The 24,988-nt window shown below is 71.7% G+C and carries 18 protein-coding genes; 9 read left to right on the top strand and 9 right to left on the bottom strand.

Going from position 1 to position 24,988, the window contains the following annotated elements; all coding sequences use genetic code 11:
• Positions 1-69 precede the first annotated feature (69 nt).
• From AB0M83_RS04580 to AB0M83_RS04570, 3 genes are read left to right on the top strand one after another with little or no spacing between them, the layout of a single operon-like run.
• On the top strand, positions 70-4,743 hold the full coding sequence (locus tag AB0M83_RS04580) for an SDR family NAD(P)-dependent oxidoreductase (RefSeq protein WP_364512428.1): 4,674 nt from the start codon (positions 70-72) through the stop codon (positions 4,741-4,743).
• The gene (locus AB0M83_RS04575; protein WP_364512425.1) at positions 4,736-5,494 is read left to right on the top strand and encodes an alpha/beta fold hydrolase; all 759 of its coding nucleotides are present in this window, start codon (positions 4,736-4,738) and stop codon (positions 5,492-5,494) included. Before AB0M83_RS04580 ends, AB0M83_RS04575 begins: the two co-directional genes overlap by 8 nt.
• A gap of 12 nt (positions 5,495-5,506) precedes the next feature.
• Complete coding sequence (locus AB0M83_RS04570; RefSeq protein WP_364512422.1) at positions 5,507-6,760, top strand: activator-dependent family glycosyltransferase; 1,254 nt, start codon at positions 5,507-5,509, stop codon at positions 6,758-6,760.
• 60 nt (positions 6,761-6,820) lie between these two features.
• On the opposite strand, the gene AB0M83_RS04565 is transcribed toward AB0M83_RS04570, so the two are convergent.
• Entirely contained in the window at positions 6,821-8,008 is a 1,188-nt protein-coding gene (locus tag AB0M83_RS04565; RefSeq protein WP_364512419.1) for an aminotransferase class I/II-fold pyridoxal phosphate-dependent enzyme, read from the bottom strand.
• A gap of 266 nt (positions 8,009-8,274) precedes the next feature.
• On the opposite strand from AB0M83_RS04565, the gene AB0M83_RS04560 reads away from it, so the two are divergent.
• Both AB0M83_RS04560 and AB0M83_RS04555 read left to right on the top strand, forming a co-directional pair.
• Complete coding sequence (locus tag AB0M83_RS04560) at positions 8,275-9,489, top strand: macrolide family glycosyltransferase (protein WP_364512417.1); 1,215 nt, start codon at positions 8,275-8,277, stop codon at positions 9,487-9,489.
• The gene (locus tag AB0M83_RS04555) at positions 9,486-10,544 is read left to right on the top strand and encodes a ketoacyl-ACP synthase III family protein (RefSeq protein ID WP_364512414.1); all 1,059 of its coding nucleotides are present in this window, start codon (positions 9,486-9,488) and stop codon (positions 10,542-10,544) included. The genes AB0M83_RS04560 and AB0M83_RS04555 overlap by 4 nt, the downstream gene beginning before the upstream one ends.
• Before the next feature lie 708 nt (positions 10,545-11,252).
• Here AB0M83_RS04555 and AB0M83_RS04550 read toward each other — a convergent pair.
• The 4 genes from AB0M83_RS04550 to AB0M83_RS04535 form a co-directional block, all read right to left on the bottom strand.
• Complete coding sequence (locus tag AB0M83_RS04550) at positions 11,253-11,399, bottom strand: hypothetical protein (protein WP_364512412.1); 147 nt, start codon at positions 11,397-11,399, stop codon at positions 11,253-11,255.
• Between the two features lie 224 nt (positions 11,400-11,623).
• A complete protein-coding gene (locus AB0M83_RS04545; protein ID WP_364512410.1) occupies positions 11,624-12,316 on the bottom strand; it encodes a PAS domain-containing protein in 693 nt (230 codons plus the stop codon).
• Between the two features lie 382 nt (positions 12,317-12,698).
• Entirely contained in the window at positions 12,699-13,883 is a 1,185-nt protein-coding gene (locus AB0M83_RS04540; protein ID WP_364512407.1) for a cytochrome P450, read from the bottom strand.
• 26 nt (positions 13,884-13,909) lie between these two features.
• Entirely contained in the window at positions 13,910-15,121 is a 1,212-nt protein-coding gene (locus tag AB0M83_RS04535) for a macrolide family glycosyltransferase (RefSeq protein WP_364512404.1), read from the bottom strand.
• Between the two features lie 108 nt (positions 15,122-15,229).
• Here AB0M83_RS04535 and AB0M83_RS04530 point away from each other — a divergent pair, with 108 nt between their 5' ends.
• Both AB0M83_RS04530 and AB0M83_RS04525 read left to right on the top strand, forming a co-directional pair.
• Complete coding sequence (locus AB0M83_RS04530; RefSeq protein ID WP_364512402.1) at positions 15,230-16,234, top strand: ATP-binding cassette domain-containing protein; 1,005 nt, start codon at positions 15,230-15,232, stop codon at positions 16,232-16,234.
• A 3-nt stretch (positions 16,235-16,237) separates the two neighbouring features.
• Positions 16,238-17,086, top strand: a complete 849-nt coding sequence (locus AB0M83_RS04525) for an ABC transporter permease (RefSeq protein WP_364512399.1) — start codon at positions 16,238-16,240, stop codon at positions 17,084-17,086.
• A 129-nt stretch (positions 17,087-17,215) separates the two neighbouring features.
• On the opposite strand, the gene AB0M83_RS04520 is transcribed toward AB0M83_RS04525, so the two are convergent.
• Complete coding sequence (locus AB0M83_RS04520; protein ID WP_364512396.1) at positions 17,216-18,442, bottom strand: macrolide family glycosyltransferase; 1,227 nt, start codon at positions 18,440-18,442, stop codon at positions 17,216-17,218.
• Between the two features lie 216 nt (positions 18,443-18,658).
• On the opposite strand from AB0M83_RS04520, the gene AB0M83_RS04515 reads away from it, so the two are divergent.
• Positions 18,659-20,152, top strand: a complete 1,494-nt coding sequence (locus tag AB0M83_RS04515) for a glycosyltransferase family 39 protein (protein ID WP_364512394.1) — start codon at positions 18,659-18,661, stop codon at positions 20,150-20,152.
• Between the two features lies 1 nt (position 20,153).
• Here the strand turns inward: AB0M83_RS04515 and rfbB are convergent, their stop codons facing one another.
• The 3 genes from rfbB to AB0M83_RS04500 form a co-directional block, all read right to left on the bottom strand.
• Positions 20,154-21,125, bottom strand: a complete 972-nt coding sequence (gene rfbB / locus AB0M83_RS04510; RefSeq protein WP_364512391.1) for a dTDP-glucose 4,6-dehydratase — start codon at positions 21,123-21,125, stop codon at positions 20,154-20,156.
• Between the two features lie 19 nt (positions 21,126-21,144).
• Complete coding sequence (gene rfbA / locus AB0M83_RS04505) at positions 21,145-22,032, bottom strand: glucose-1-phosphate thymidylyltransferase RfbA (protein ID WP_364512388.1); 888 nt, start codon at positions 22,030-22,032, stop codon at positions 21,145-21,147.
• 211 nt (positions 22,033-22,243) lie between these two features.
• Positions 22,244-23,536, bottom strand: coding sequence for a histidine kinase (locus AB0M83_RS04500; RefSeq protein ID WP_364512385.1), 1,293 nt, complete (start codon positions 23,534-23,536; stop codon positions 22,244-22,246).
• Positions 23,537-23,954: 418 nt separating this feature from the next.
• Between AB0M83_RS04500 and AB0M83_RS04495 the strand changes: the two genes are divergently transcribed.
• Positions 23,955-24,988: ATP-binding protein (locus tag AB0M83_RS04495; RefSeq protein WP_364512383.1), on the top strand; the 1,034-nt coding region annotated here is incomplete at its 3' end.

Raw genomic sequence — 24,988 nt, 5'->3', positions numbered from 1 at the left:
GCACCCAAGGCGGCCTTCGGTGCGTCTGACGCAACCAAGGCCACATTGGGGCGCTGGGTGCCCTGGGCCGTGTCGGGGCACAGTCTGGAGGCTCTGCGTGGCCAGGCCGAGCGGTTGCTGAGCCACGTCGCGACCCACGGCGGCGAGCCCGCCAGGATCGGCGCCGCACTGGCGGGTCGCACGGTCTTCGGCCACCGCGCGGTCGTCGTCGGCGTCGACCGCGACGAGCTGGTCCGCGGGCTGGCCGCCGTGGCCGCCGACCGTCCCGCCCCCGGCGTCAGCACGGGCGTGCGCGCCGAGGGGGACACGGCGTTCCTCTTCACCGGTCAGGGGGCGCAGCGGCTCGGCATGGGCGCCGGGCTGCGCCGCGAGTTCCCGGTGTTCGCCGAAGCCTTCGCCGAGGTGTGCGCCGAGTTCGACGGCCACCTCGACCGGCCGCTCCTGGACGTCATCGACACCGAACCCGACCTGCTCGACCAGACCGGCTACACCCAGCCCGCGCTGTTCGCGGTCGAAGTGGCCCTGTTCCGGCTCCTGGAGTCCTGGGGCGTCCACCCCGACCGGCTCGCCGGGCACTCGATCGGCGAGCTGGCGGCCGCGCACGTCGCGGGCGTGTGGTCGCTGCCCGACGCCTGCGCCGTCGTCGCCGCGCGGGGCCGGCTGATGCAGGCGCTGCCCGCCGGGGGCGCGATGCTCGCGATCGAGGCCACCGAGGCCGAGGTCGTGCCGACGCTGCCCGCGGGCGTCGAACTCGCCGCGGTCAACGGCCCGGCGTCCGTCGTGGTCTCCGGCGCCGAGGACGGCGTCCTGGAGGTCGGACGGCAGTGGGCCGGACGCAAGACGCGGCGCCTGCGCGTCTCCCACGCCTTCCACTCGCCGCACATGGACGCGATGCTCGCGGAATTCGGCCGCGTCCTGGCCGACGTCACGTTCTCACCGCCCGCCATCCCGATCGTCTCGACGCTGACCGGCGCGCCGGCGACCGCCGGTGAACTCGCCTCGCCGGAGTACTGGCTGCGCCAGGCGCGGGGAACCGTGCGGTTCGCCGACGCCGTCGCCACCCTCGCCGGACTGGGCGTGACCCGGTTCGCGGAGCTGGGCCCGGACGGCGTCCTCACCGCGATGGCCGCCGCCTGCCTGGATGACGGGCAGCTGGTCACCGCGCTGGTGCGCAAGGACCGAGACGAGCCGCGGGAACTGCTGACCGCGCTGGCCAAACTGCACGTCGATGGCTCCACAGTGGACTGGCGGACCGTCCTCGGCGGACCCGGCGATCCGGCGGAGCTGCCGACGTACGCCTTCCAGCACGAGCGGTTCTGGCCGGAGTTCTCCCTCACCCCGGCGGGCGACGTCACGATGGCGGGCCTCGACCGCCCGGACCACCCGCTGCTCGGCGCGTCGGTCACGAACGCCGAGGACGGCGCCGTGGTGTGCACCGGCCGGATCTCGCCCCGCACCCACCCCTGGCTCGCCGACCACGTCGTCGCGGGCAGCACGCTGTTCCCCGGCACCGGGTTCGTCGAGCTGGTCCTGCGCGCGGGTGAACAGGTCGGCGCGGGCGGCATCGACGAGCTGGTCATCGAGACGCCGTTGCCCCTGCCCGCACGGGACGGCGTTCAGCTGCAGGTCGTTCTCGGCGCACCGGACGAGGCGGGCACCCGGCCGGTGACCGTCCATTCGCGACTCGACGACGAGCCGTGGACCCGGCACGCCGGTGGCCGGCTGGCCGCCGAACCCGGTCCCGTCCCGGAAGACCTGACGGAGTGGCCGCCGGCCGGGGCCGAGCCCCTGGACCTCGACGGCCTCTACACCGGCGGCCCGGAGGGCGGGTTCGGCTACGGCCCGGCCTTCCAGGGCCTGCGCGCGGCCTGGCGGCTCGGCGACGAGGTGCACGCCGAAGTGGCCCTGCGGCCCGAGGAGCACGCGGACGCGGCCCGGTCCGGCCTCCACCCGGCGCTGCTCGACGCGTCGCTGCACGTGCTGGGCACGGTCGCCGGGTGGGCGGGCCGGAACTACCTTCCGTTCTCCTGGAGCGGGGTGACGCTGCACGCGAGCGGCGCCACCGCGGTCCGGGTCACGGTCACCTCGAACGGCCACGACACCGTCAAGCTGACCCTGGCCGACCCGGCCGGCCGCCCGGTGGCGTCGGTCGACGCGCTGGTCCTGCGCCCCTTGGTGGCCGGGGCGGTGCGGCCGGCGCGGAAGGCGCCCGAGTCGTTGTTCCGGCTCGACTGGCGGCCGGTCGCGGCGACCCCGGTCGACGCCGTCGCGCGGCGGTGGGCCGTCGTGGGCGACGACCGCCTCGGGGTCGGGCCGGTGCTCGACGCGAGCGGCGTCACGTGCGAGTCCTATGTGGACCTCGATGCGCTCGGCGCCGCGGTCGGTCTCGGCATGGCTGTGCCGGAAGCGGTCCTGGTGGTCCGGACCCCGGCCGCCGGCGAGCTGCCGGACGTCGCCCGGGCGGCCGCGCACGACGTTCTCTCGCTGCTGCGGGACTGGCTGGCCGACGGCCGGTTCGCCCCCTCCCGCCTGGTCGTGGTGACCCGGGGCGCGGTGGCCGCCGCGGCCGGCGACGACGTCCCCGGCCTGGCGTGCGCGCCGCTCTGGGGCCTGGTCCGCTCGGCGCAGGCGGAGCACCCCGGCCGGGTCCGGCTGATCGACCTCGACGACCACGCCGCGTCCGCCGCGGCGCTGCCCGCCGCGGTCCTCTCCGACGAGCCCCAGCTCGCCGTTCGCGAAGGTGCCCTGCTCGCTGCCCGGCTGACCCGGGCGACCACCGAAGCCGCCACCGGGAAACGCCCGTTCGGCCCGGACGGCACGGTGCTGCTCACCGGCGCCACCGGCAGCCTCGGCCGCGTGCTGGCGCGGCACCTGGTCACCGCGCACGACGTCCGCCGGCTCGTGCTGACCAGCCGGACCGCGGCGGGCGCCACCGACCTGCGGGACGAGCTGACCGCGCTGGGTGCGGACGTCCGGCTCGCCGCCTGCGACACCGCGGACCGCGCCGCGCTCGCCGGACTGCTGGCGGACGTTCCCGACCTCGCCGCGGTCGTGCACGCGGCCGGCGTGCTCGACGACGGCGTCCTGTCCTCGCTCACCCCCGAGCGGATGGACGCCGTCCTGCGGCCCAAGGTCGACGCCGCCTGGCACCTGCACGAGCTGACCGCGGACCGGAACCTCTCGGCGTTCGTGCTCTTCTCCTCGGTGTCGGCGACCTTCGGCGCGCCCGGGCAGGCCAACTACGCCGCGGCGAACGCCTTCCTCGACGCGCTCGCCGCCCACCGGGCCGGCCGCGGCCTGCCCGCCCAGGCGCTGGCCTGGGGCCTGTGGGAGACCGGGATGAGCTCCGCGCTGGATTCGGCGGACCGGAAGCGGATGTCGCGCGGCGGCGTCCACGCGCTGCCCGTCGAGCAGGGGCTGGCGTTGTTCGACACCGCCACCGCGCTCGCCGAACCCGCGCTGGTCCCGGCGAAGCTCGAGCTCACCGGGCTGGGCGGCTCGGTCGCTTCCGTCCTCAAGGGACTCGTACGGCCGGCCCGGCGCGCCGCGACGGGTGCCGCCCCGGTGTCCGGCGAGGCCGCCCTGCGCGCCGCCCTGGCCGGGAAGCCGGAGCCGGACCAGCAAGCGATCCTGCTCGACCTGGTCCGGGCCACCGCGGCCACCGTGCTGGGCCACGCCGGCCCGGACGCCGTGCGCCCGGACGTCGGGTTCCTCGTCGCCGGCTTCGACTCGCTGACCGCGGTCGAGCTGCGCAACGCCCTCGGCGCGGCCACCGGCCTGCGGCTGCCGCCGACCCTGGTCTTCGACTTCCCGGCGCCGGCGGACCTCGCCGCGCACCTGCGCACCGAGCTGAACGTGACTTCGGCCGCGCCGACGGCGTCCACTGTGGACTCCGGCGAGACACTCGGCGCCTTGTTCCGGACGGCCTGCGAGCTCGGCAAGATGAAGGAGGGCTTCGAGCTGCTGCAGAACGCGGCGCTGCTGCGGCCCACCTTCGACACGGCCGCCGACCTGGCGCGGCAGCCGGGGTCGGTGCAGCTCGCGGCCGGGGAGCGGACGCCGAAGCTCATCTGCTTCAGCTCGTACGTGGCGCTGGCCGGGGTGCACCAGTACGCCCGGTTCGCCTCGCCGTTCCGCGGCGACCTCGACGTCCACGCGCTGCCGACGCCGGGCTTCGTCAAGGGCGAGGCGCTGCCGAACAGCGTCCGCGCGGTCGCCGAGGTCCAGGCGGACTCGGTACTGCGGGCCGCCGACGGCGCGCCGTTCGTGCTGCTCGGGTCGTCGTCGGGCGGGATGCTCGCGCACGCCGCCGCCGAGCTCCTCGAAGAGCGGGGCACGCCGCCCCTGGCCGTCGTGCTGCTCGACAGCTACCTGCCGCGCGAGGACTCGCCGCTGGACCGCTTCCGCGACGAGCTGTTCGGTGGCATGTTCGACCGGGAGGAGGTGTTCGCGCCGATGGACGTCGCCCGGCTTTCGGCGATGAGCTGGTACTTCCGGCTCATGGCCGGCTGGGAGCCCGCGAAGCTGTCGGTGCCGCTCCTGCTGGTCCGCTCGTCCGAGCCCCCGGCGGCCGACGAGCGGCTGGCCCCGGCGGACTGGCAGACGCACTGGGACACCGCCGACACCGTCGTCGACGTGCCCGGCAACCACTTCACCATGGTCGAGGACCACGCCGTCACCACCGCCGAGACCGTGCGCGGCTGGCTCGAGACCACCCTGAGGACGGAGTTCACGCATGACTGAGAACCCGGAGCTGTGGCTCCGCCGCTACCACGACGCGGACGCGGACGCCGTCCGGCTGTTCTGCCTGCCGCACGCGGGCGGTTCGGCCAGCTTCTACTTCCCGATGTCCGCCGGGCTCGGCCGCTCGGTCGAGGTCCTGTCCGTGCAGTACCCGGGCCGCCAGGACCGCCGGCTGGAGCCGGGGATCGACAACCTCCCCGAGCTCGCGGACCGGGTCGCCGAGGTGCTGGCGGAGCGGACCCGCGAGCCGTTCGCGCTGTTCGGCCACAGCATGGGCGCGACGCTCGGGTTCGAGGTCGCCACCCGGCTGGAGCGGAACGGCGTTTCCCCGCTGCACCTGTTCGCGTCCGGGCGGCGCGCGCCCTCCTGCCGCCGCGACGAGTCCGTGCACCAGCTCGACGACGACGGGGTCATCGCCGAGGTGCGCAAGCTCGGCGGCACCAACGCGGCCGTGCTCGGCGACGAGGAGATCCTGCGGATGGCGCTGCCGGCGATCCGCAACGACTACAAGGCCGCCGAAACCTACGTCCGGCAGCCGGGACCGAAGCTGAGCACCCCGATCACCGTGCTGACCGGCGACGCCGACCCGAAGACCACCCTCGACGAGGCGCGGGCCTGGCAGGAGCACACCGACGGCGAGTTCGAGCTGAAGGTGTTCGACGGCGGGCACTTCTTCCTCGCCGACCACCAGCCCGAGGTGCTGCGGCTCATCTCCACGCGGCTCGCGGGCACGTTGTCCCGCCACCACTGAAAGGCACCCGTCGTGCGCGTGTTGTTCGTGACGCTGGACGAGAAGTCCCACCTGTTCTGCATGGTCCCGACGGCCTGGGCGCTCGTCGCGGCCGGGCACGAGGTGCGGGTGGCCGCGTCGCCGGGGTTCACCGACGTCGTCACCGGCACCGGCCTGACCGCGGTGCCGGTCGGCGTGGACAACACGATGCACGAGGGCATGAAGCAGAACCGCGACGCCCAGGAAGCCGACATCGCGAACTGGAACGACACCGACCCGGCGTCGCACACGTGGGAGGCGCTGCACCAGCGCTACACGTTCACCGTGTGGGCCGGGTTCGCCATCTACAACGACGAGATGGTCGGGGACCTGGTCGCGCACGCGCGGGAGTGGCAGCCGGACCTGGTGGTCTGGGACGCGCTCACCTACGCGGGCGCGATCGCGGCGAAGGCCTGCGGCGCCGCGCACGTCCGGCAGCTGTGCTGGGCCGACGTCTGGTGCGCCATGCGCGCGACCTTCCTCAAGCTGATGGCCGAACAGCCGCCGGAGCAGCGGGAAGACCCGCTGTTCGACTGGCTCGACCTGACCGGCCGCCCGTTCGGTGTGGAGTTCGACGAAGAGCTCGTCACCGGCCAGGCGACCATCGACCCGCTGCCGGAGTCGCTCGGCGCGCGCTCCGGCGTCCGGCGGCTCCCGGTGCGGCACGTCCCCTACAACGGCCGGGCCGTGGTGTGGGACTGGCTGCGCGAACCGCCGACGCGGCCGCGGGTGTGCCTGACGCTGGGTTCGTCCAACACGGACGCCTTCGGCGGCGACTACGTCTCGATCCCCGAGATCCTGGCCGCATTGTCTGCTTTGGACATCGAAGTGATCGCCGCGCTGGTGCCCGAGCAGCGGAAAGCTCTCGGCGAAGTGCCGGCGAACGTCCGGGTCGTCGAGTCCGTCGCGCTGCACACGGTGCTGCCGAGCTGCGCGGCGATCGTGCACCACGGCGGTTTCGGCAGCTACGGCGCGGCGCTGGTGGCCGGCGTCCCGCAGCTGACGGTCACCACGCCGATCGCCGACCACCTCCTGCGTCCCCAGCGTCTGGTCGACGAAGGCGCGGGACTGTTGTTCACCCACAACGGCTTCACCGCCGAAGACCTGCGCTCCGCCGTGGCCCGGCTGGTCGGGGAACCGGAGTTCACGACCAACGCGCGCCGCCTGCGTGACCTCGCGCTGGCCCAGCCGACCCCGCACGAGCTGGTGGCCGACCTGGAGAAGCTGGTCGCGGCGCGAACGCAGTGAATGACTCATTCCTTGCGTCCGGCGCCAGGAATGAGTCATTCACTGCATCACTGTCCCGAGCTAGCGGGCCAGGCGGCGGCGGATCTCCGGCGCGTGCTCGAGCGCGAAGGTCACCAGGGCCGAGACTTCGCTGACCTGCTCACTCGTGACCGACGGTCCCGTCGGCAGCGTGAGCACGCGCCGGGAGAACGCGTCGGTGGCGGGCAGCGAGACCGGCCGCTCGGTCCGATACGGCTCGCACTCGTGCACGCACGGCGAGAAGTAGCGCTGCGCCAGCACGTTGTCCGCCCGCAGCAGCTCGAGGATCGTGTCGCGGGACAGCCCGCACTCGTCTTCGTCGACCTTCACGACGTTGTACTGGTAGCTGTTGCGGTTCTCCTCGTCGTAGCGGTGCATCTCCAGGCCGGGCAGCCCCGCCAGCTCGGCCGCGTACTGCTCGTAGTGGGAGCGGTTGGCGGCGATGGTGGCGGGCAGCGCGTCGAGCGAGGTCAGGCCCATGGCCGCGGACGCCTCGCTCATCTTGGCGTTGGTGCCGGCGAACTCGGTGACGTGCTCCTCACCCCAGCCGAAGTTGTGGGTGTAGCGGGCGCGCTGGGCGAAGTCGTCGTCGTTGGTGACGATCGCGCCGCCCTCGAAGGTGGTGACGACCTTCGCCGCGTGGAAGCTGAACATCTCGGCCTTGCCGAACCCGCCGAGGGGCTGGGAGCCGAAGCTGCAGCCGATGCCGTGCGCGGCGTCGAAGAAGAGGGTCAGGTTGTGCAGCTCGGCGATCTTCTCCAGCTCCTGGATGGCCGCCGGCTGGCCCCACAGGTGCACGCCGACCAGCCCGGTCGTGCGCTCGGTGATCAGGCGCTCGACCTGCTCGGGGTCGATGCACCCGGTCGCCGGGTCGAGATCGCAGAAGACCGGCGTCAGGCCGAGGTAGCGCATCGCGTGCGCGGTAGCGACGTAGGTCATGGACGGCATGATGACCTCGCCGGAGAGCCCGGCCGCCCGGGCCATCACCTCGAGTGCGATCGTGCCGTTGCAGGTGGCGACGCAGTGCTTCGCCCCGGCGTGGTCGGCGATCCGCGCCTCGAACTCCTTGACCAGCGGGCCGCCGCTGGTGAGGCGCCCGCTGTCGAGCGCCACTTCGAGCCGCTCGTAGAACTTCGCCCGGTCCCCGGTGCTCGGTTTTCCCACCACCAAGGTCTTTTCGAAGGCCATCGGGCCGCCGAACAGTGCCAGGTCGTCAACGCTGGTCTTCATGAAAAGGTCCTTCCCCAGGGGTCGCGGTCTGCCCTTTCCCGCGATGACGTGCATTTCGTTGCTTTGCAACAGCTGTTGAGATCCCCCTCGTGCGGTCGTCTGCAGGATAAGGACGCGGTGACCGCGTGACGGATCTCGCCGGGAAACTCTGTGGAACCCCCTAGTCGTCCCGGCGTAGAAACGTTCAAAGCGGTTTTGGGGGGAAATAGCCAGAACTTGCGTGGTAGCCGGTGCGTCCCGGGGTGACGGTGCCCGACGATGCAGCGGTGAGCAGGCACATCGCCGTCTTCAGTTTCCCCGCGTACGCCCACGTCGCGCCGGTCCTCCCGATCGTCGCCGAGCTGGTGCGCCGCGGCCATCGGGTCACCTTCGCGGTGGTCGACGAGTTCGCCGCGAAGGTGGCCGCGACCGGGGCCGAAGTACTGCCCTACACCTCGACGTTCCCGTGGGCGACCGGGCTGGGCGACACCGCGTCCGACGGGTACGCGCTGCGGGCCATGCTGGCGTTCATGGGCGAAGGTCTCGCGCCGCTTTCCGCGGCGATGGACCGGTTCGCCGACGACCCGCCGGACCTGGTCGTGCACGACCTGGCGGCGTCCGAGACCGCGCGGCTCATCGCGCGGAAGTGGTCGGTGCCCACGGTGCAGTCGTGCCCGGAGTTCGCCTCCAACGAGCACTTCCGCCTGAACGAGGCGCAGGCCGAGTCGGACTCCGCCGCGCCACCGGACCTCACCGACCCCGCACTGACCGCGTTCGTGGAGCACGCCGGGCAGCTGCTGGCCGACCACGGTCTGTCCGATGTGGACGCAGGTGGCGGCGACCCCGGTTATCACCTCGTCTACCTGCCGAAGGCGTTCCAGATCCACGGTGAGACCTTCGACGACCGCTTCGCGTTCATCGGGCCGTGCTTCGACCGGACGGCGCCGCCAGGGGAGTGGACCCCGCCCACCGACGGGCTGCCGCTCGTGCTGATTTCGCTGGGTACCTCGCGCAGCCGGGAGCAGGTGGGTTTCTTCCGCAAGTGCGTGCGCGCCTTCACCGGGCAGCCGTACCACGTCGTGCTGACGCTCGGGCGGTGGGTCGACCCGGCCGAGCTGGGCCCGCTGCCGGACAACATCGAGGCGCACCCGTTCGTCGCGCACGCGGCGCTGCTGCCGCACACGCGCGTGTTCGTCACCCACGGCGGGCTGGGCAGCGCCATGGAGGCACTGCACTACGGCGTGCCGATGGTGGTGACGCCGTCCCAGAGCGACCAGGTGGTGACCGCGGACCGCATCGCCGATCTCGGCCTGGGCCGGGTGGTGTCGCGCACCGAGGTCACCGAGGACGAACTGCTCGAAGCGGTCGCCGCGACCGCGTCCGACCCGGTGATCACCCAGCGCGTCCGGTGGATGAGCGGGCAGGTCGAGCTGGCCGGCGGGGAGATCCGCGCGGCCGACGCCGTCGAATCGTGGCTGGGAGCGAAAGTGGAGGCGAAGTGAAGCTGGCGGAGGTCTACCTCAGCGGGATCGGCACGTACGTGCCGGCGACCACCGGCGTCGAGGCGGCGATCGAGCAGGGGTGGATGACCGCCGAGGACGCCGAGGCGTCCGGGCTGACCGGCGCGGCCTGCGCCGGCGAGACCCCGGCCCCGGACATGGCGCTGTGGGCCGGGCAGGAGGCCGTGGCCCGCGCGGGTGTCGACCCGGAGGCGCTGGACGTCCTGCTGTACGCGGACAACTACCACTCGGGCCCGGACGGCTGGTTCCCGCAGTTCTGGCTGCAGCGGCACCTGGTGGGCGGCGACCTGCTGGCGGCGCAGCTGCGGCAGGGCTGCAACGGCATGTTCGGCGCGCTGGAGCTGGCCTCGACGTACCTGATCGCCCGCGGCGGCGGGACGGCGATGACGGTGGCCTCGGACAACTCGACGTCCCCGCTGGTGAACCGCTGGCGCTGCCTGCGTCCCGACTTCGTCATCGGCGACGGCGCGACGGCGGTGGTGCTGAACACGACATCCGGCTTCGCGCGGTTGAAGTCGGCGAGCTCGATCACGGTGCCCGAGCTGGAGGGCATGCACCGCGGCGACGAGCCGATGTTCCCCCCGGGCGCGACGATCGGCCGTTTCATGGACTTCGCCGAGCGCATCGACTTCTTCGGGTTCGAGAACCGCGACACGATGCTCCACAGTGGCCTGAACCTGCTGAAGACGCGGTCCGAGCTGATCGACCGGGTGCTGGCCGAGGCGGGCATCGGCCTCGACGGCGTCACCCGCATCGCGTACAACCACGGTTCGCGCAAGTACGTCGAGGACGGGCTGCTGGCGATGCTGGGCATCCCCCTGGAGAAGTCGAACTGGGACTTCGGGCGGGGGCTCGGGCACCTGGGGGCGAGTGACCAGGTGGCGTCGCTGGCGAACATGCTCGGGACGGGTCAGCTGGCGCCGGGGGACCACGTGCTGATGGTCGGGATCGCACCGGGGGTCAGTGTGGCCGGCGCGGTGGTGGAGATCCTCGAGGTGCCGGAATGGGCCGAGGCGGTCGTGCCCCGGGCCGGCTGAGGTAGAGCGGGTGGGAGGTCGCCTTCAGCGGACGCGGTCCGGGGGAGGCGGCCTTTTCGCGTGCTCGGGATCCCGCGCCCGCACTGCGCTCGCTCCGCACTGCGCCCGCACTACGCTCGCGCCTGCACCGCACGGCGCTCGCGCCTGGACCGCCCTGCGCTCGCACCGCCCGGACCGCCCGCATTGCGCCAGGACTCTCCGCGTGGCCCTCACTGCACCCGCTCTCCTGCACCGTGCCTGCCTGCCTGCCTGCCTGCCCGCGCCTGCACCGCACGCGCCTGGCACCGCGCGCCTGCACCGTGCCTGCACCGCGCGCGCCCGCACCGTGGCGCACTGCCCGCATTGCACCCGCACTGCCTGCACCGCACCGTGGTGCAGGCAGTGCGGCCGGAGTTCGAACGTCCTGAATGAGTCATTCAGGTCTTCGGAGGTCCTGAATGACTCATTCAAGACCTTTGCCCGGGCTCCACGGGGTACCCCGCACCGACCCCTACGGACCACGACGGACCACCCCCTGAACCGCCCACACCCACCCACAACGGTCACTCCCCGTGCGACCACGCTTGTCACACGGTAGCCGCACCGATCCGCAGGTGGAAACTGACCAACAGTACCGAAGTTCTCGCCGTCCGGACCCCGGAAACGAGAATCGGGTGGTCCGAGGTCACCCTCGTCCCACCCGATTCACTCGGTCAGCGGAGTACCGGCTCAGCCGCCGCTGCCGCCGCCGTACGCGCCGCCCAAAAGGCGGCTGCGGCGCTTGCGGTTCTTTTCGTCGTCGGCCTTGGCGTTGTCCGCCTTGGTGTCGGACGGCTTCTTCTTGGAATCGTCTTCCTTTTTCCCGAAAATACCCACTGCGTCTCACCTTTCCAGTGCCGCCGCCGTCGTGAAAATCGATCCCTGCCTTCGCAGGATAGCGCAGGGTACTGCCGCGCGCACCCGTCGCGACCCGCATTCGAGGGGATTTCCCGGCTTCCGGGAAAAGAGCCGGCCGGGCGCTCGGGCCGGGACCGATACCGGCGCGAACCGGACATCGAACCCCACCCGGGCGGCCCGGCCGGCCCTGGGAAGCGAAGCGCTCAGCGGATGTACTGCGGGGTCACCTTCGGCGGCCACTGGCCGATGCACAGGATGCCCTGCGAGTACGCCTTCGAGACCAGTGCCGAGCGGTTCGGCGACTTGAACTGCCGCAGCATCGCGCCGACGTGGTACTCGATCCCCTGCCTGCTCAGGTACAGCTTCGACGCGAGCTGCACGGTCGAAATGCCGGCGGCGACGCCCTCGAGGACCTTCGCGTCGAGCTCGCTGAGGAGCTTGGTCTTCTCGATCGCCGGCCGCGGGGCCTCCACGGCGCGGTCCGGCTTGATCAGCACGACGATCGTGGTGACCTGGCCGGACTGGCTGCGTACCGCGATGCCGGTCAGCCCGCCCGAGAGCACCGGCTGGGCCGGCCGCACGCCCACCAGGCGCGCGCTGAAGCGGTCCCGGCGGCCTTCGTTCAGGCGCGCCAGCTGCTGCAGGGTGAACTGTTTGGCGCTCGGGTGCACGAAGTCCACAAAGCTCTGTCCGAAAACCTCGGACGCGGTCCGGCCCAGCTGACGGAGAAAGTCGCCATTGGCCTCGATCACCCGGAGATCCGGCCCCAGATTCGCGATGCAGACATCGGACAGGTCGAAAGCGGCGACGTTCTGGTTCTGTCTTTCGGCGACGGCCGGCAGGCCGTGCGGTACCGCCGCCGGCCGCTCGGCCAAGGAATCGACACGCGTGTTCATCGAGTTCGAACCCCCAGATTCGTTCTACGTTTCGAGCATTGTCCACGGACAAAAGGCGTCGACGACCCCCGAGCTCCCCTCAAGAGGGTCGGCGGCAGCTGTCCGGGTGGGTTATTCACACCACCCCAGCGGAAACCTCGAGCCCTTCCCCAGAAGGCTCCTCGAGTCCACCCGGCCAGCTGCGCTTCGGTCCGTTTCGTTGGAAACAAACCAAACGACGTCTCGTACGCTAGCCAACGGGTTATGGCCCGTCAATGCCGGTCGGGGGGTTGGGGGCTAACACTGGGGTCCGCCCGGCCGGAGGTACGGCACCCCGGGACGCACCTTCGGTAGTGCGGCATCCGCGCGTTCACCTCCCGCTCGCCGGCGGTTCCCCGGCCGGTCAGCCCGCGGTGGTCGTGACCGGCAGCTGCTGCACGCCGAACACGCCGCCGGCGTGGAACGGCACCTCCGCGCCCGGGGCGATCCGCAGGTGCTCGAACCGCTCGAACAGCAGCTCCAGCGCGATCCGTCCTTCGAGCCGCGCCAGCGGCGCACCCAGGCAGAAGTGGATGCCGTGCCCGAACGCGGCGTGCGCACCTGCCTTGCGGGCCAGGTCGAACCGCGCGGGGTCGGCGAACTCGCGCTCGTCGTAGTTCGCGGACACCACCCAGGCCCAGACGATCGAGTCGGCGGGGATCACCGTGCCGGCCACCTCGACGTCGGCCGTGGTCACCCGGACCACGCGCGGGAACGGCGGCCGCAGCCGCAGCACCTCCTCGAGCAGCGGCTCGACCAGCGCCGGTTCGGCCCGGACCCGCTCGTAGGCGCCGGGGGCGTCCTCGAGGCAGAGCAGGACGTTGCCGAGCAGCATGGTGGTGGTGACGTGCCCGGCGAGCAGCAGCAACGCGGTGAAGTTGCCGACCTCCTCGTCGGTCAGGCGCTCACCGTCGATCGAGGACTCCACCAGCCGGGTCAGCAGGTCGTCGCGGGGCCGCGCGCGCCGGTCGGCGATCTGGGCGTTGAGGTACGTCTCCATCTCCTCGATCGCGATGGCCAGCTTCTCGCCGGTGCTGGGGTCGTCGACCTGCAGCGCCATCAGCGCCTCGGCCCAGCCCCGGAACAGCGCGCGATCCGTGGCCGGCACGCCCAGCAGCTCGGCGATGACGATCACCGGCAGCGGGTAGGCCAGCACGTCGACCAGGTCGAACTCCGTCGCGTCGGGCTCGACCGCGGCCAGCAGCTCCCGGGTGAGCTCGGTGATCCGCGGCTCGAGGTCGGCGACCACCTTCGGCGTGAACGCCTGGCTGACCAGGCGGCGCAGCTTGCGGTGCTCGGGCGGGTCGATGACCAGCAGGGTGCCCGGGGGCGCCTGGTCCCCGGGCGAGGTCAGGCGCGTCGTGTCCGAAGAGAACAGCTGCGCGTCGGTGCTGACCCGGCGGACGTCGGCGGACCGGAACACGTGCCAGGCCCCGGCATCGTCGCGCCACACGGGCGTGTCCGCCCGCATCTTCTCCAGCCAGGTCAGCAGCGAAGCGCCGCCGTCCGGGGCGATTTCCGGGGCAGCGGTCAGCTCGGTGGTGTCCACGTCGGATTCACTCCTGGGTCGGGCGGTCAGGCGGTCAGTCGGGCCTCGACGCGGTCCGCGGCCGCCGCGGCGCCCCCGGCGTCGGTGATGTGCTCGCGCATCCGGGCCACGCGTTCGTGCGCGTCGGCGTCCTCGGCCAGGCCGGTGACGGCCTTCAGCAGCGACGCCGCGTCGACGTCGCCCGGGTCGACCCGGACGCCGATGCCGAGCTCGGCGAGCCGGTCGGCGACGATCTCCTGCTCCAGCGTGCGGGGCACGACCACCGGCGGGACACCCAGCGCGAGCGACTCCATGGTGCTGCCCATCCCGGCGTGCGAGACGAACCCGCTCGCCCGGCTCAGCACGGCCGGCTGCGGCACCCACGGGTGCAGCTCGAAGTTCGGCGGCACCGGGCCCAGTTCCGCCGGCGAGACCAGGCGCCCGATCGTCATGACGACGTGCCACGGCGACCCGGCGAACGCCTCGAGGCACGAGGCGAAGAACTCGCGCTGGTGGTGGTAGCCGAAGCTGCCCATGGCGATCAGCAGGACCGGCCGGTCGTCCGGCGGGGTCCAGCCGCCCGCGCGGTCGCCCAGGCAGGGCCCGACGAAGGCGAACCCGTCGTCGAAGGTGTCGCCGCCGGGCTGGAACTCCCGCGGCAGGAACACGAGTTTGGTGTCCTCACGCGCTTGGGCGAGCTCGGCGGCGGACGTGCCGGGCAGGTGCTCGGCGAGCACGTCCCCGACCACCGACGCGGCCTTGGCGAGCGCGGGGTGGTCCGGGTCGGGCGCGGGGACCTTGCCCGCCATCGAGGCGTACGGCGAAAACCGTTCGTTGGCCACGAACGTCGAGCACGACAGGATGGCCGGGATCGCCCACTTGCGAGCGAGCAGACGTCCGGTGGCGTAACCGAAAGCGTCGTACACGAAGACGTCCGGCCGGTCGGTTTCGAAGGCGCCGAGCGCGGTCCGCAGCGGCGCGAAGCCTTCCAGCGCCTGGGCGAGGCCCGCCTCCGCGACGACGTCACCGGTGATCTTCTCGGGGATCGCCACGGTGTCCCAGGACTTCGGCACGTGGGATTCGTAGGGCAGCACGGTGGCGCCGGTGGCGCGCACGGCATCGGCGTACTGCCCGGCCACGACGTAGCTCACCCGGTGGCCGCGCCGCACGAGCTCGGCCGCGACGGGCAGCGTGGGGTTGAGGTGCCCGTGGGCGGGATAGGTGAGGAAGGCGACGTGGCTTCCCGGCGGGGGAGTCATGACTCGAAAGCTAGTCGCGCGCGGCAGGCAGTCAACCATGTCTAGGCGAACCCCTCGGGTCCCGCGGTGAGCAGGGAATAGGGCATTCCTCCTGTGTTAACTGTTGCCATGTCCGATTCGGCGCAGCGGAAGGAAGCGGCCGTGAGCCTGTTCGTCGAGGCCGAGGGAATCACCAAGACCTTCGGCAAGGTCCGCGCGCTGGACGACGTCAGCCTGCAGGTGCCGCGCGGCACCGTGTGCGGGCTGCTGGGCCACAACGGCGCCGGCAAGACCACTCTGGTCAACGTGCTGACCACCTTGGTGACGCCCACTTCGGGCCACGCCAGCGTCGCCGGGCTGGACGTGCAGCGCGACGCCGTCACCCTGCGCAGCCGCATCGGGCTCACCGGCCAGTTCGCGTCGGTCGACGAGCAGCTTTCCGGCTTCCGCAACCTGATCCTGATCGCCCGCCTGCTCGGCGCGTCCACCAAGGAGGCGAAGGAGCGGGCGGACGAGCTGCTGACCGCGTTCGGCCTGCGCGAAGCGGCCGCGCGCCCGGCGAAGACCTACTCCGGTGGCATGCGCCGGCGGCTCGACCTGGCCGCCAGCCTGGTCGGCCACCCCGACGTGATCTTCCTCGACGAGCCGACGACGGGCCTCGACCCGGCGGCCCGGATCGCCATGTGGGAGATCGTGGAACAGCTCGTGCGCGACGGCTCCACCGTGCTGCTCACCACGCAGATGCTCGACGAGGCCGACCGGCTCGCCGACAAGATCGTCGTGCTGGCCCAGGGAAAGGTGATCGCCGCGGGCACCTCGGCCTCGCTCAAGGCGCAGGTCGGCAAGCGCACGGTCACCCTGACGCTGGCCGACAAGCCCGACGCCGAGCGCGCCGCGGACGCGGTGCGCCGCGCCGGGATGGACCCGCGGGTGTCCGGAGTGGACGAACTCGCGGGGCTCGCGCTGACGGTGCCGGTGGAGAAGTCCACCGACCTCGTGCGCGTCGTCCGCGCGCTCGACGACGTCGCGGTCGAGCCGGTCGAGCTGGCGCTGGTCGACCCGCGGCTCGACGACGTGTACCTCGCGCTCTCCGGCGGGCCGGCCGATTCCCCCACCGACACCGAGAGGCACTGAGCCATGAGCGCACCGACCACCTTGTCCGCTTCGGACCATTCCACTGTGGCCGGACCGGGCGGCAGCGGTCCGTGGCGGGGCACCTCGGTGCCGATGCAGATCATCATCCTGACCGGCCGTTCGCTGCGGGCGGTCGTGGCGTCCCGGGCGCTCGTGCTGCTGGGCCTGCTGCAGCCGCTCATCATGCTGATCCTGTTCAGCCAGGTGTTCGCGAGCCTGGCCGGCACCAGCTCGTTCCCGGCCGGGGTGTCCTACATCGACTACCTGATGCCCGCGGTGCTGGTGATGGGGTCGCTGTCGGTGGCGTTGCAGTCGGGCGTCGGTCTGCTCGACGACATGCGCAACGGCGTCGTGGCCCGGTTCCGCACGCTGCCGATCGCGTCGGCGTCGGTGCTGGTGGCGCGCAGCCTCGCGGACGTCGTGCGGCACGCCCTGCAGCTGGCGATCATGCTGGTGCTGGCCGCGACCCTGTTCGGGTTCTCGCCCGGCGGCGGCTTCACCGGCGTGCTGCTGGCGTGGCTGATGTGCATCGCGGTGGGCTGGTCGCTCAGCTGGATGTTCATGGCCATCGGCGTCTGGATCTCCAACGTCGAGGTGATGCAGGGCGTCACGTCCATGGTGATGTTCCCGCTGATGTTCGCTTCTTCGGCGTACGTCCCGCTGTCTTCGCTGCCCGCGTGGCTGCGCGCGGTGGCGACGGTCAACCCCCTGACGTACTCGGTCGACGCGTCCCGGAACCTGGCGCTGGGCAACCCGGTGGGGGTGGGGGGTCTGGCGGCGCTGGGCGCGGCCGGCCTGATCGGCCTGACCGGCGCGATCGTCGCCACGCGGGGCTTCCGCCGCTCCGCCTGAGATTTCGGATGCGGTGAATGACTCATTCCTGGCGCCGGACGCCAGGAATGAGTCATTCACTGCATGGGGCCGGGCGCTCACCCGTCCGCCGCCGCCGACGAGCGGGCCGGGTTCAGACCCCTATTCTGCCTACGGGAGCAGGGCTTCCAGGGCGTCGGCGGCCGCGGGTGCGCCGCCCGCCTGCTCGATCTCCTTGGCCATCAGCGCGAGCCGGGCGGGCAGCGAGTCGTCGGCCGCCAGCGCCGTCACCGCGTCGAAGATGACCTGCCCGCTCGCCTCGGCGACCGGGACGTGCCGGCCGAGGCCCAGTTCCGCGATGCGGTGGGCGTTGGCCAGGGTCTCGCCGCTGTGGGACACCGCGACGATCGGGACCTCGTAGCGCAGCGCCTCCAGGACGCTCCCCATCCCCGCCTGGCACACCAGCGCCGACGCGTGCTTCAGCACCGACGGGTGCGGCATCCAGTTGTGCGCTTCGACGTTCGGCGGCAGCTCGCCGAGTGCGGCGAGGTCGGCGCCGCGGCCCAGCGTCAGCACCACGTGCCACGGCGTGCCGCGGAAGGCCTCGATGCAGCCGGTGAAGAACCCGAGGTCCTTGCTCATCGACGTGCCCAGCGAAATCAGCACCACCGGCCGGTCGTCACCCGGCGGGGTCCAGTGGCCTTCGAGGACGGAGCAGTCCGCGGTCGGGCCGACGAACAGGTACCGCTCGCCGAACGTCTCGCTCCCGTAGTGGAACGCCTTGGGGATGTAGACCAGGCGCGGCTCTTCGCCGGTCGGCGTCAGGCTTTCCATCGCCAGGTTCGGGTCCAGGCCGTGGCGCGTGAGCAGCGCCGAGACGCCCGCGCCGAACTCCTCGCCGAACCGCGCGAGACGCGGGTCCCGGTGGTCGAAGTCGGTGGCGGCGGGGTGGTCCTCGGGTGGCTGGGGCGAGCCGGGGATCTCGTCGTCGTCGTTCTCGATGAAGACGGGGCAGCTCTCGACGAGCGGGACGTCCCAGGCGCGGGCGAGCACGCGGGCGGCGTTGCCGCTGATGGTGTCGTGGACGATGAGGTCGGGCCGGTCGCCGGAAAGCCGGTCCAGCGCCGGTTCGAGCGCCGCGAAGCCTTCGCGCATGAGGTCGATGATCATCGTCACCGCGTCGTCGGCGCTGTCGACCTTGGTGACCGACGCGGGGAAGTCCGAGTGGTACGGCAGCACGTCGGCCGGGCTGTCGCGCAGCAGGCCCGTGAACTGCTCGGCGACGGCGAACGTGACCCGGTGGCCCCGCTCGGCGAGCGCCGCGACCGGGCCCAGCATCGGGTTGATGTGCCCGACGCCCGGAAAGCTGAAGAAGACGATGTGCCGGCCCTGGGTCATGGTCGCCAGTATCGCGAGAAAGCCCAGGCCGGACGCGGTTTCGCGGCGAAGTCTAGGAGATTCCCCCGACGTCGGTACCCTCACTATGAGTATCTAAACTGCACCGTAGAGTGACTACCAAAGTTGCGGGTTCGCGCGCTGAGATCGACTTTCGTTGCTCCGAATGGGGACTCCTGGCCGTCTCGCGCGCGGGGTCCGGCGGGGTCTACTCGAGGTATGACCCTTACCAGTGAGACCACCGACAGCCGGCCGGGCCGCACGCGCCCGGCGTTCGCGCGGACTCCGGTTCTCCTGATCGCGGGAGTCGCCGGAGCCCTGCTCCTCATCGCCAGCCGGAACTACGGGTTCTCCTTCGACGAGGCCTACTTCGTGGTGGCCGGCCGCGACCACCCCGCGTGGGGCTACTTCGACCAGCCGCCGCTGGTGCCGTTCCTGGCCGCGGGGCTGGACCACCTGTTCCCCGGCTCGCTCGTGGCCCTGCGGCTGCCCGCCACGCTGGCCGCCGTCGGCGGGATCGTGCTGAGCGCGCTGATCGCCCGCGAGCTGGGCGGCCGCCGGGTCGCGCAGACCATCGCCGCCGCGGCGTACGCGATGTCCGGCGCCACGCTGATCTGCCACTACCTCGCGACCTACTCGATCGACCCGTTCTTCTGGTCGCTCGTCGTCTGGCTGGTCGTGCGGTGGACCCGGCAGCGGCGCGACGGCGTGGCCGACGACCGGCTGCTGTTCGCCGCCGGGCTCGCCACGGCCGTGTCGCTGCAGACGAAGTTCCTGGTCCCGGCCTTGTGGGTGACGCTCGCCGCCGCGTCGCTGGTCTTCGGGCCGCGTGACCTCGTCCGCCGGCCGCTGCTCTGGGCGGGTGCGCTGGTCGCGACGCTGACCACCGTGCCGACGCTGGTCTGGCAGGCCCTCCACGGCTGGCCGTACGCCCGGATGTCCGAGGTCGTCGCCGCCGAGTTCCCCGGCACCGGCCCGTTCCTGCTCGAACTGCTGTCCGGGCCCGGCCTGGTGATCGGCGTGCCGCTCGCGCTCTTCGGCTTCGGGCGCCTGCTCGCCGCGCGCGACCTGAGGCCGTACCGCTTCCTCGGCGTCGCGTTCCTGCTGCTGATCGTGGCCTATCTGCTGACGTCGGGCCGGTCCTACTACGTCTACAGCCTGTACGCGCTGCTGTTCGCGGCCGGCGCGGTGGGCCTGCAGGACGTCAAGTGGCCCACGGCCGCGAAGGCACTCGGCTGGCTGCTGGCCGCGGCGTCGGTCCTGCAGGCGCTCGTGGCGCTGCCGATCTACCCGAAGTCCTGGGCCGAGCGCATTCCCGACGTGCCGCTGGTGCCGTTGACGGCGAAGGTCTTCGTGCAGTCCGACGGTCAGCTCGGCCAGCTCTCCGACGCCGTCGTCAAGGTCTACTCCTCGCTGCCGCCGGAACAGCGGGCCCGGACGGCGATCATGACCGACAGCTACGCCTTCGCCGCCGACCTGCAGCTCTTCGGCGGCGAACGCGGACTGCCGAACGTCTACAGCGCGCACCGCGGGTACTTCTACTTCGGGCACCCGGACGAGAGCGTCGACAGCGTCCTGTTCGTCGGTGACGCGAGCCCGCTGGTGGCCGGGGCCTTCGCCCACCGGCAGGAAGTGGTGCCGCAGCTGATGACCGTTTTCAGTGGACGGACCATCGCCTGGGACGAGCTGTGGCCGCGGCTGCGCACGCAGTAGCTCAGCCCTTGAGCGGCTCCCACCACCCGCGGTTGTTCTTGTACCAGTCGACGGTGTCGCGCAGGCCGGTGTCGATGCCGACCCGCGGGGAGTAGCCGAGCTCGGTGGAGATCTTCGTGATGTCCACCGAGTAGCGGCGGTCGTGGCCCTTGCGGTCCTCGACGGGCCGGATCGCGGTGTGGTCCCGGCCGGTGATGGCGAGCAGCCGCTCGGTGAGCTCCCGGTTGGTCAGCTCGGTGCCGCCGCCGATGTTGTAGACCTCGCCCGCCCGGCCGCGCTCGGCCACCAGCTGGATGCCGCGGCAGTGGTCGTCGGCGTGGAGCCAGTCGCGGACGTTGAGGCCGTCGCCGTAGAGCGGTACCTGGAGTCCGTCGACGAGGTTGGTGACGAACAGCGGGATGACCTTCTCGGGGTACTGGTAGGGCCCGTAGTTGTTGGAGCAGCGCGTGATCGAGGCATTGAGCCCGTGGGTGATGAAGAAGGAGCGGACCAGCAGGTCGGAGGCCGCCTTGGAGGCCGAATACGGCGAGTTGGGGGCGACCGGGTGGTCCTCGGGCCAGGAGCCTTCGTCGATGGAGCCGTAGACCTCGTCGGTGGAGACGTGCACGAACTTGCCGACCTCGCGTTCGAGCGCGGCCTGCAGCAGGGTCTGGGTGCCGAGCACGTTGGTGCGGACGAACTCCGCCGACCCGGCGATCGACCGGTCCACATGGGACTCGGCGGCGAAGTGCACGACCAGGTCGGTGCCGGTCAGCTCCCGCTCGACGACCTCGGGGTCGCAGATGTCGCCGGTGACGACCCGCAGGCGGTCGTCGGCGGCGACCGGCGCCAGGTTCGCCCGGTTGCCGGCGTAGGTGAACTTGTCGAGCACGACCAGCTCGTCCGGCTCGAAACCGGGGTAGTGGCCGGAAAGCACGTTGCGGACGTAGGCCGAGCCGATGAAACCGGCGCCGCCGGTGACCACCATGCGCATGGGAAGGATCCTCCGGGGTTCAGACCGCGGTGAGCGGCCGCGCGCGGCGCGCGAAGTCCATGACGTACTCGCCGTAGCCCGAGCTGCCGATCCGCTCGCCCAGCGCGTAGCACTGGTCGGCGTCGATGAAGCCCATGCGCAGCGCGATCTCTTCGAGGCAGGCGATCTGCACGCCCTGGCGGGCCTCCATCGTCTGCACGTACTGCCCGGCGTCCAGCAGCGACTTGTGCGTGCCGGTGTCCAGCCAGGCGAAGCCGCGGCCGAGGTCGACGCAGCCGGCGCGCCCCCGGTCGAGGTAGACGTTGTTGACGTCGGTGATCTCCAGCTCGCCGCGCGCGGACGGCTTGAGCCCCTTGGCGATCTCGACGACGTCATTGTCGTAGAAGTAGAGGCCGGTGAGGGCCAGGTTCGACTTCGGGTTGGCCGGCTTCTCCTCGATGGAGATCAGGGTGCCGTCGGCGTCGATCTCGCCGATGCCGTGGCGGTGCGGGTCCGAGACCTCGTAGCCGAACAGGACGCAGCCCTTGAGATCGTGGGTCGCGGCGCGCAGCACGTCCGAGAAACCCTGCCCGTGGAAGATGTTGTCGCCGAGGATGAGGGCGGACGTGTCGTCGCCGACGTGCTCCTCGCCGATGATGAAGGCCTCCGCGAGACCGTTCGGATGGGCCTGCTCGGCGTAGCTGAGCTGCAGGCCGAGCTCACCGCCGTCGCCGAGGAGCCGCTTGAACGCGGGCAGGTCGTGCGGGGTGGAGATGAGCAGGATCTCGGTGATGCCGGCGAGCATCAGCACCGAGAGCGGGTAGTAGATCATCGGCTTGTTGTAGACCGGGACGAGCTGCTTGGAGACGCCCAGCGTGACCGGATGCAGTCGGGAGCCACTGCCGCCGGCCAGGATGATGCCTTTCATGTGGGCCCCAGGTTCTTGGTCGGGAGGATCGCGGTCGGCCCGACCTTAAGCGGGGGAGTAGTAGGAGAATCTCCAGTCCTGCCGCCGGGCTCCGGTCGTGCGCCGGGCGACCGGTGCCGCGGAACGGGTCCCACTCGCTGGTCCGCTCGCCCGCGACCCGGCCCGGCAGCTGCTGCGTGCGGCCGCCGCCAGCAACGCAGGGGCGCGAGATTCAGCGGTGGCCGGACTTCTGGCGCGTCTCCGTCGTGGGCACGTAAGCCGGCAGGTCGGCGGCGATCCGGAACCCGCCGTCGGGTGTCGGGCCCGTCTGCAGCGTGCCGCCGACCAGCTCGACCCGGTGGCGCAGGCTCGACAGACCCAGCCCGGAGCCGCTGCCGGCCAGGACCTCGTCCGGCTGGCGCCGGGGCGGGGTGTTGACCACGCGGATGCCGACGCCGTCCGGCCGGTAGCGCAGCTCGACGCGGATTTCGGCGCCCGCCGCGTGCTTGCGGGCGTTGGTCAGCGCCTCCTGCACGATCCGGTGGACCGTGCGCGCGATCGTGGGGGACATCTGCGAGCGCTCCCCTTCGACGTCCAGCTCCACCGGGATGCCGGCCGCGACCGACTCGGCAACCAGCGTCGAAGGATCGGGCGGCTGCTCCGGCGTGCCCGCCGAACCGGTCCGCGGGCTCGGGTTCGCCATCCGTTCGGAGACGTCGGCCGAGGTCGTGTTCAGCACCCCGACCAGGTCGCGCAGCTCGTCGAGCGCCATCGCGCCGCGCGCGCGGATCTCCTCGGCGGCCTTGCGGACGTCGGGTTCCTTCGAGCTGATGCCGAGCGCTCCGGCGTGCAAGACCATCAGGCTGAGCCCGTGGGTGAGGACGTCGTGCATCTCCGCGGCCAGGCGGCGGCGCTCCTCGAACCGGGCCTGCTCGGCCAGCAGGTGCGTCTCGCGTTCCGCCCGCTCGGCGCGGTCACGCAGCTCCTGCAGCAGCTGCTTGCGCGCGTCGAGGTACAGCACGACCGCCGCGGGGCCGATCGTGCTGAGCAGGCCGACCGGGGTGATGGTCCAGCTGGGCGCCCACGGCTCGCTGCCGATGATCGCCAGCGCCCCGATAAGGGGGAACGCGACGCGCGGGCTCTGCGTCCGGACCAGGAAGATCACGATGACCGGCGTGATGCGGGGCAGGATCAGCGGGCTGGCCGGGTCCTCCGGGGAGAGCAGGCCCGGGGCGAGCGCGTCGGCCAGCACGGTCGCGAAGGTCACCGCCAGCGCGATGCCGGCGACCGTCTTCGGGAAGCGCCGCAGCCCCAGCACCGAGACGTCGACCACCAGCTGGAGGATCAGGTCGGCGCGCGGGCCGGCCCACCCGGTGGTGGGATGGCTGTTGATGCTGATCACCACGTCGAGCGCGCCGAAGATCACCGCCAGGCTGAGCAGGGTCGCCAGTTCGTGCTTGGGCCCCACGCGGGGCCCGAGCTGCTCACGCAGCGTGGTTCGAGTACCTGGAGTGACGTCCGACACGAGCCCCACGTTAGCTCTCGGATCCCCGGCCCGGAGGTGGACCGGCGGTTCCCGGACCGGACTAGCGACGAAAGTTGCCCCGCGGTGGACCGACCGACAACTTTCGTTGGTTGCCCGTCACCCCGTCGGCCCACGGCCACTGAAGGGGACCTCAAGTCTTGGTTAAATGTCCAGTTTCCGGTGCTCGGTAATGCTACAAGTATGTCACCCGTCCGGGTGGTGGCCTTCGCTGACAGCGAGCGTCGCGCCTGGTACGGTCACTCGTTAGTGGAGGAAGTGGCACAGATCGGACATCGCCGGTGGTTTTCTTCCCGGCGGCGGTGTCGATAGCGTTCGGACGGTCAGATCCTTCGGCGGCTCTGGGGGCTGCGGGAAAGGGCTCGGTTATGCCGGGCTTGCAGGAAAGGTCGATGGCGGCATGTCGGAACCCACTCCGAATCCGGTCTTCGCCGGTTGTTCGGGCGCATTGTCCCGGTGTGCGGTACTCGCGTGGACGGAGTCCGCGCAGGCCGTGCTGGTGGACGGGGCGCCCGACGGCGGCGTTCGTACCCTTCTGACGGACTTCGCGAGGTCGAAAAAAGGCCGGTCCGCGAACATTATTCGCATTTCCGGTACCGCGCTCGGAGAGGCTTCCGAGTTCCGGGCGCTCGCCGATCTGTTCGCCGGCCACGCCGATCCGGGCGGGGCCATTGCGCGCACCCTGGAACTGCCCGCGGAAGACGGTTCCGCGCTCCACCGGAAATTCCGCACCCTGCGATCATTGCTGCTTTCCGGGCCATTGCGGAAAAGGAATTCCGTGATCGTCGTCGAAGACGCTCAATGGTGCGACGAATCGTCGGTGCGGTTCTTCGACTTCCTGCTGCGGTGCGGCCGCGGAGAGCGGTTCCTGCTCGTCCTCTGCCGCCGCCCCGACGAGCCCGGCCCCGGCACCTGGGCGCTGGGGCAGATCGGGGCGCAGGACCGGTGCCACCGCTGGGAAGTGGCCGCGTCGCGGCCGGTCGACGCGCTGGCCGGGCTGTCCGCGCAGGCACGGACGGTGGCCACCGCCGTCGCCGTCCTCGACGAACAGAACGTGACGAGGGTGGCTGCTTTGTGCGGGCTGCCCGCGCGGCCGGTGCGGATCGCCATCGACGGAATTCGACGCGCGAATCTGTTCGCCGGAAGCGTGCTCGACCGGTCGGTCCGAGCCCGCCTGCTCGCGGAAACGCCCGCCGAAGAACTCGCTCACCTGCATTTGCGTGCGGCCCGGGTGCTCAACGACGACGCGCGGCCCGCCGCGGAGGTCGCCCCGCACCTCGGCGCGCTGCCGCGGCTCGACGAGCGCTGGATGATCGATCTCGCGCTCGAAGCCGCGGCCGCCGCGGAACACCGGGGCGACCCGGCGACCGCGGTCGCCCCCCAGAGATCGGAAGAGCGGCGGGTGGGGAAAGAGTGTGGACGCACACGTGTGAA

This window comes from Amycolatopsis sp. NPDC051106, from assembly GCF_040682775.1.
Classification (GTDB): domain Bacteria; phylum Actinomycetota; class Actinomycetes; order Mycobacteriales; family Pseudonocardiaceae; genus Amycolatopsis.
The sequence above is the reverse complement of the archived record's forward strand: the minus strand, read 5'-3'. Positions and strand labels throughout refer to the sequence as shown.

Excerpts from the sequence above, each read along its gene's own strand:
- rfbA (WP_364512388.1), bottom strand. The coding sequence starts at position 22,032 with ATGAAAGGCATCATCCTGGCCGGCGGCAGTGGCTCCCGACTGCATCCG.
- AB0M83_RS04530 (WP_364512402.1), top strand. The coding sequence starts at position 15,230 with ATGTCCGATTCGGCGCAGCGGAAGGAAGCGGCCGTGAGCCTGTTCGTC.
- AB0M83_RS04575 (WP_364512425.1), top strand. The coding sequence starts at position 4,736 with ATGACTGAGAACCCGGAGCTGTGGCTCCGCCGCTACCACGACGCGGAC.
- rfbB (WP_364512391.1), bottom strand. The coding sequence starts at position 21,125 with ATGCGCATGGTGGTCACCGGCGGCGCCGGTTTCATCGGCTCGGCCTAC.
- AB0M83_RS04535 (WP_364512404.1), bottom strand. The coding sequence starts at position 15,121 with ATGACTCCCCCGCCGGGAAGCCACGTCGCCTTCCTCACCTATCCCGCC.
- AB0M83_RS04515 (WP_364512394.1), top strand. The coding sequence starts at position 18,659 with ATGACCCTTACCAGTGAGACCACCGACAGCCGGCCGGGCCGCACGCGC.
- AB0M83_RS04545 (WP_364512410.1), bottom strand. The coding sequence starts at position 12,316 with ATGAACACGCGTGTCGATTCCTTGGCCGAGCGGCCGGCGGCGGTACCG.
- AB0M83_RS04520 (WP_364512396.1), bottom strand. The coding sequence starts at position 18,442 with ATGACCCAGGGCCGGCACATCGTCTTCTTCAGCTTTCCGGGCGTCGGG.
- AB0M83_RS04565 (WP_364512419.1), bottom strand. The coding sequence starts at position 8,008 with ATGAAGACCAGCGTTGACGACCTGGCACTGTTCGGCGGCCCGATGGCC.
- AB0M83_RS04525 (WP_364512399.1), top strand. The coding sequence starts at position 16,238 with ATGAGCGCACCGACCACCTTGTCCGCTTCGGACCATTCCACTGTGGCC.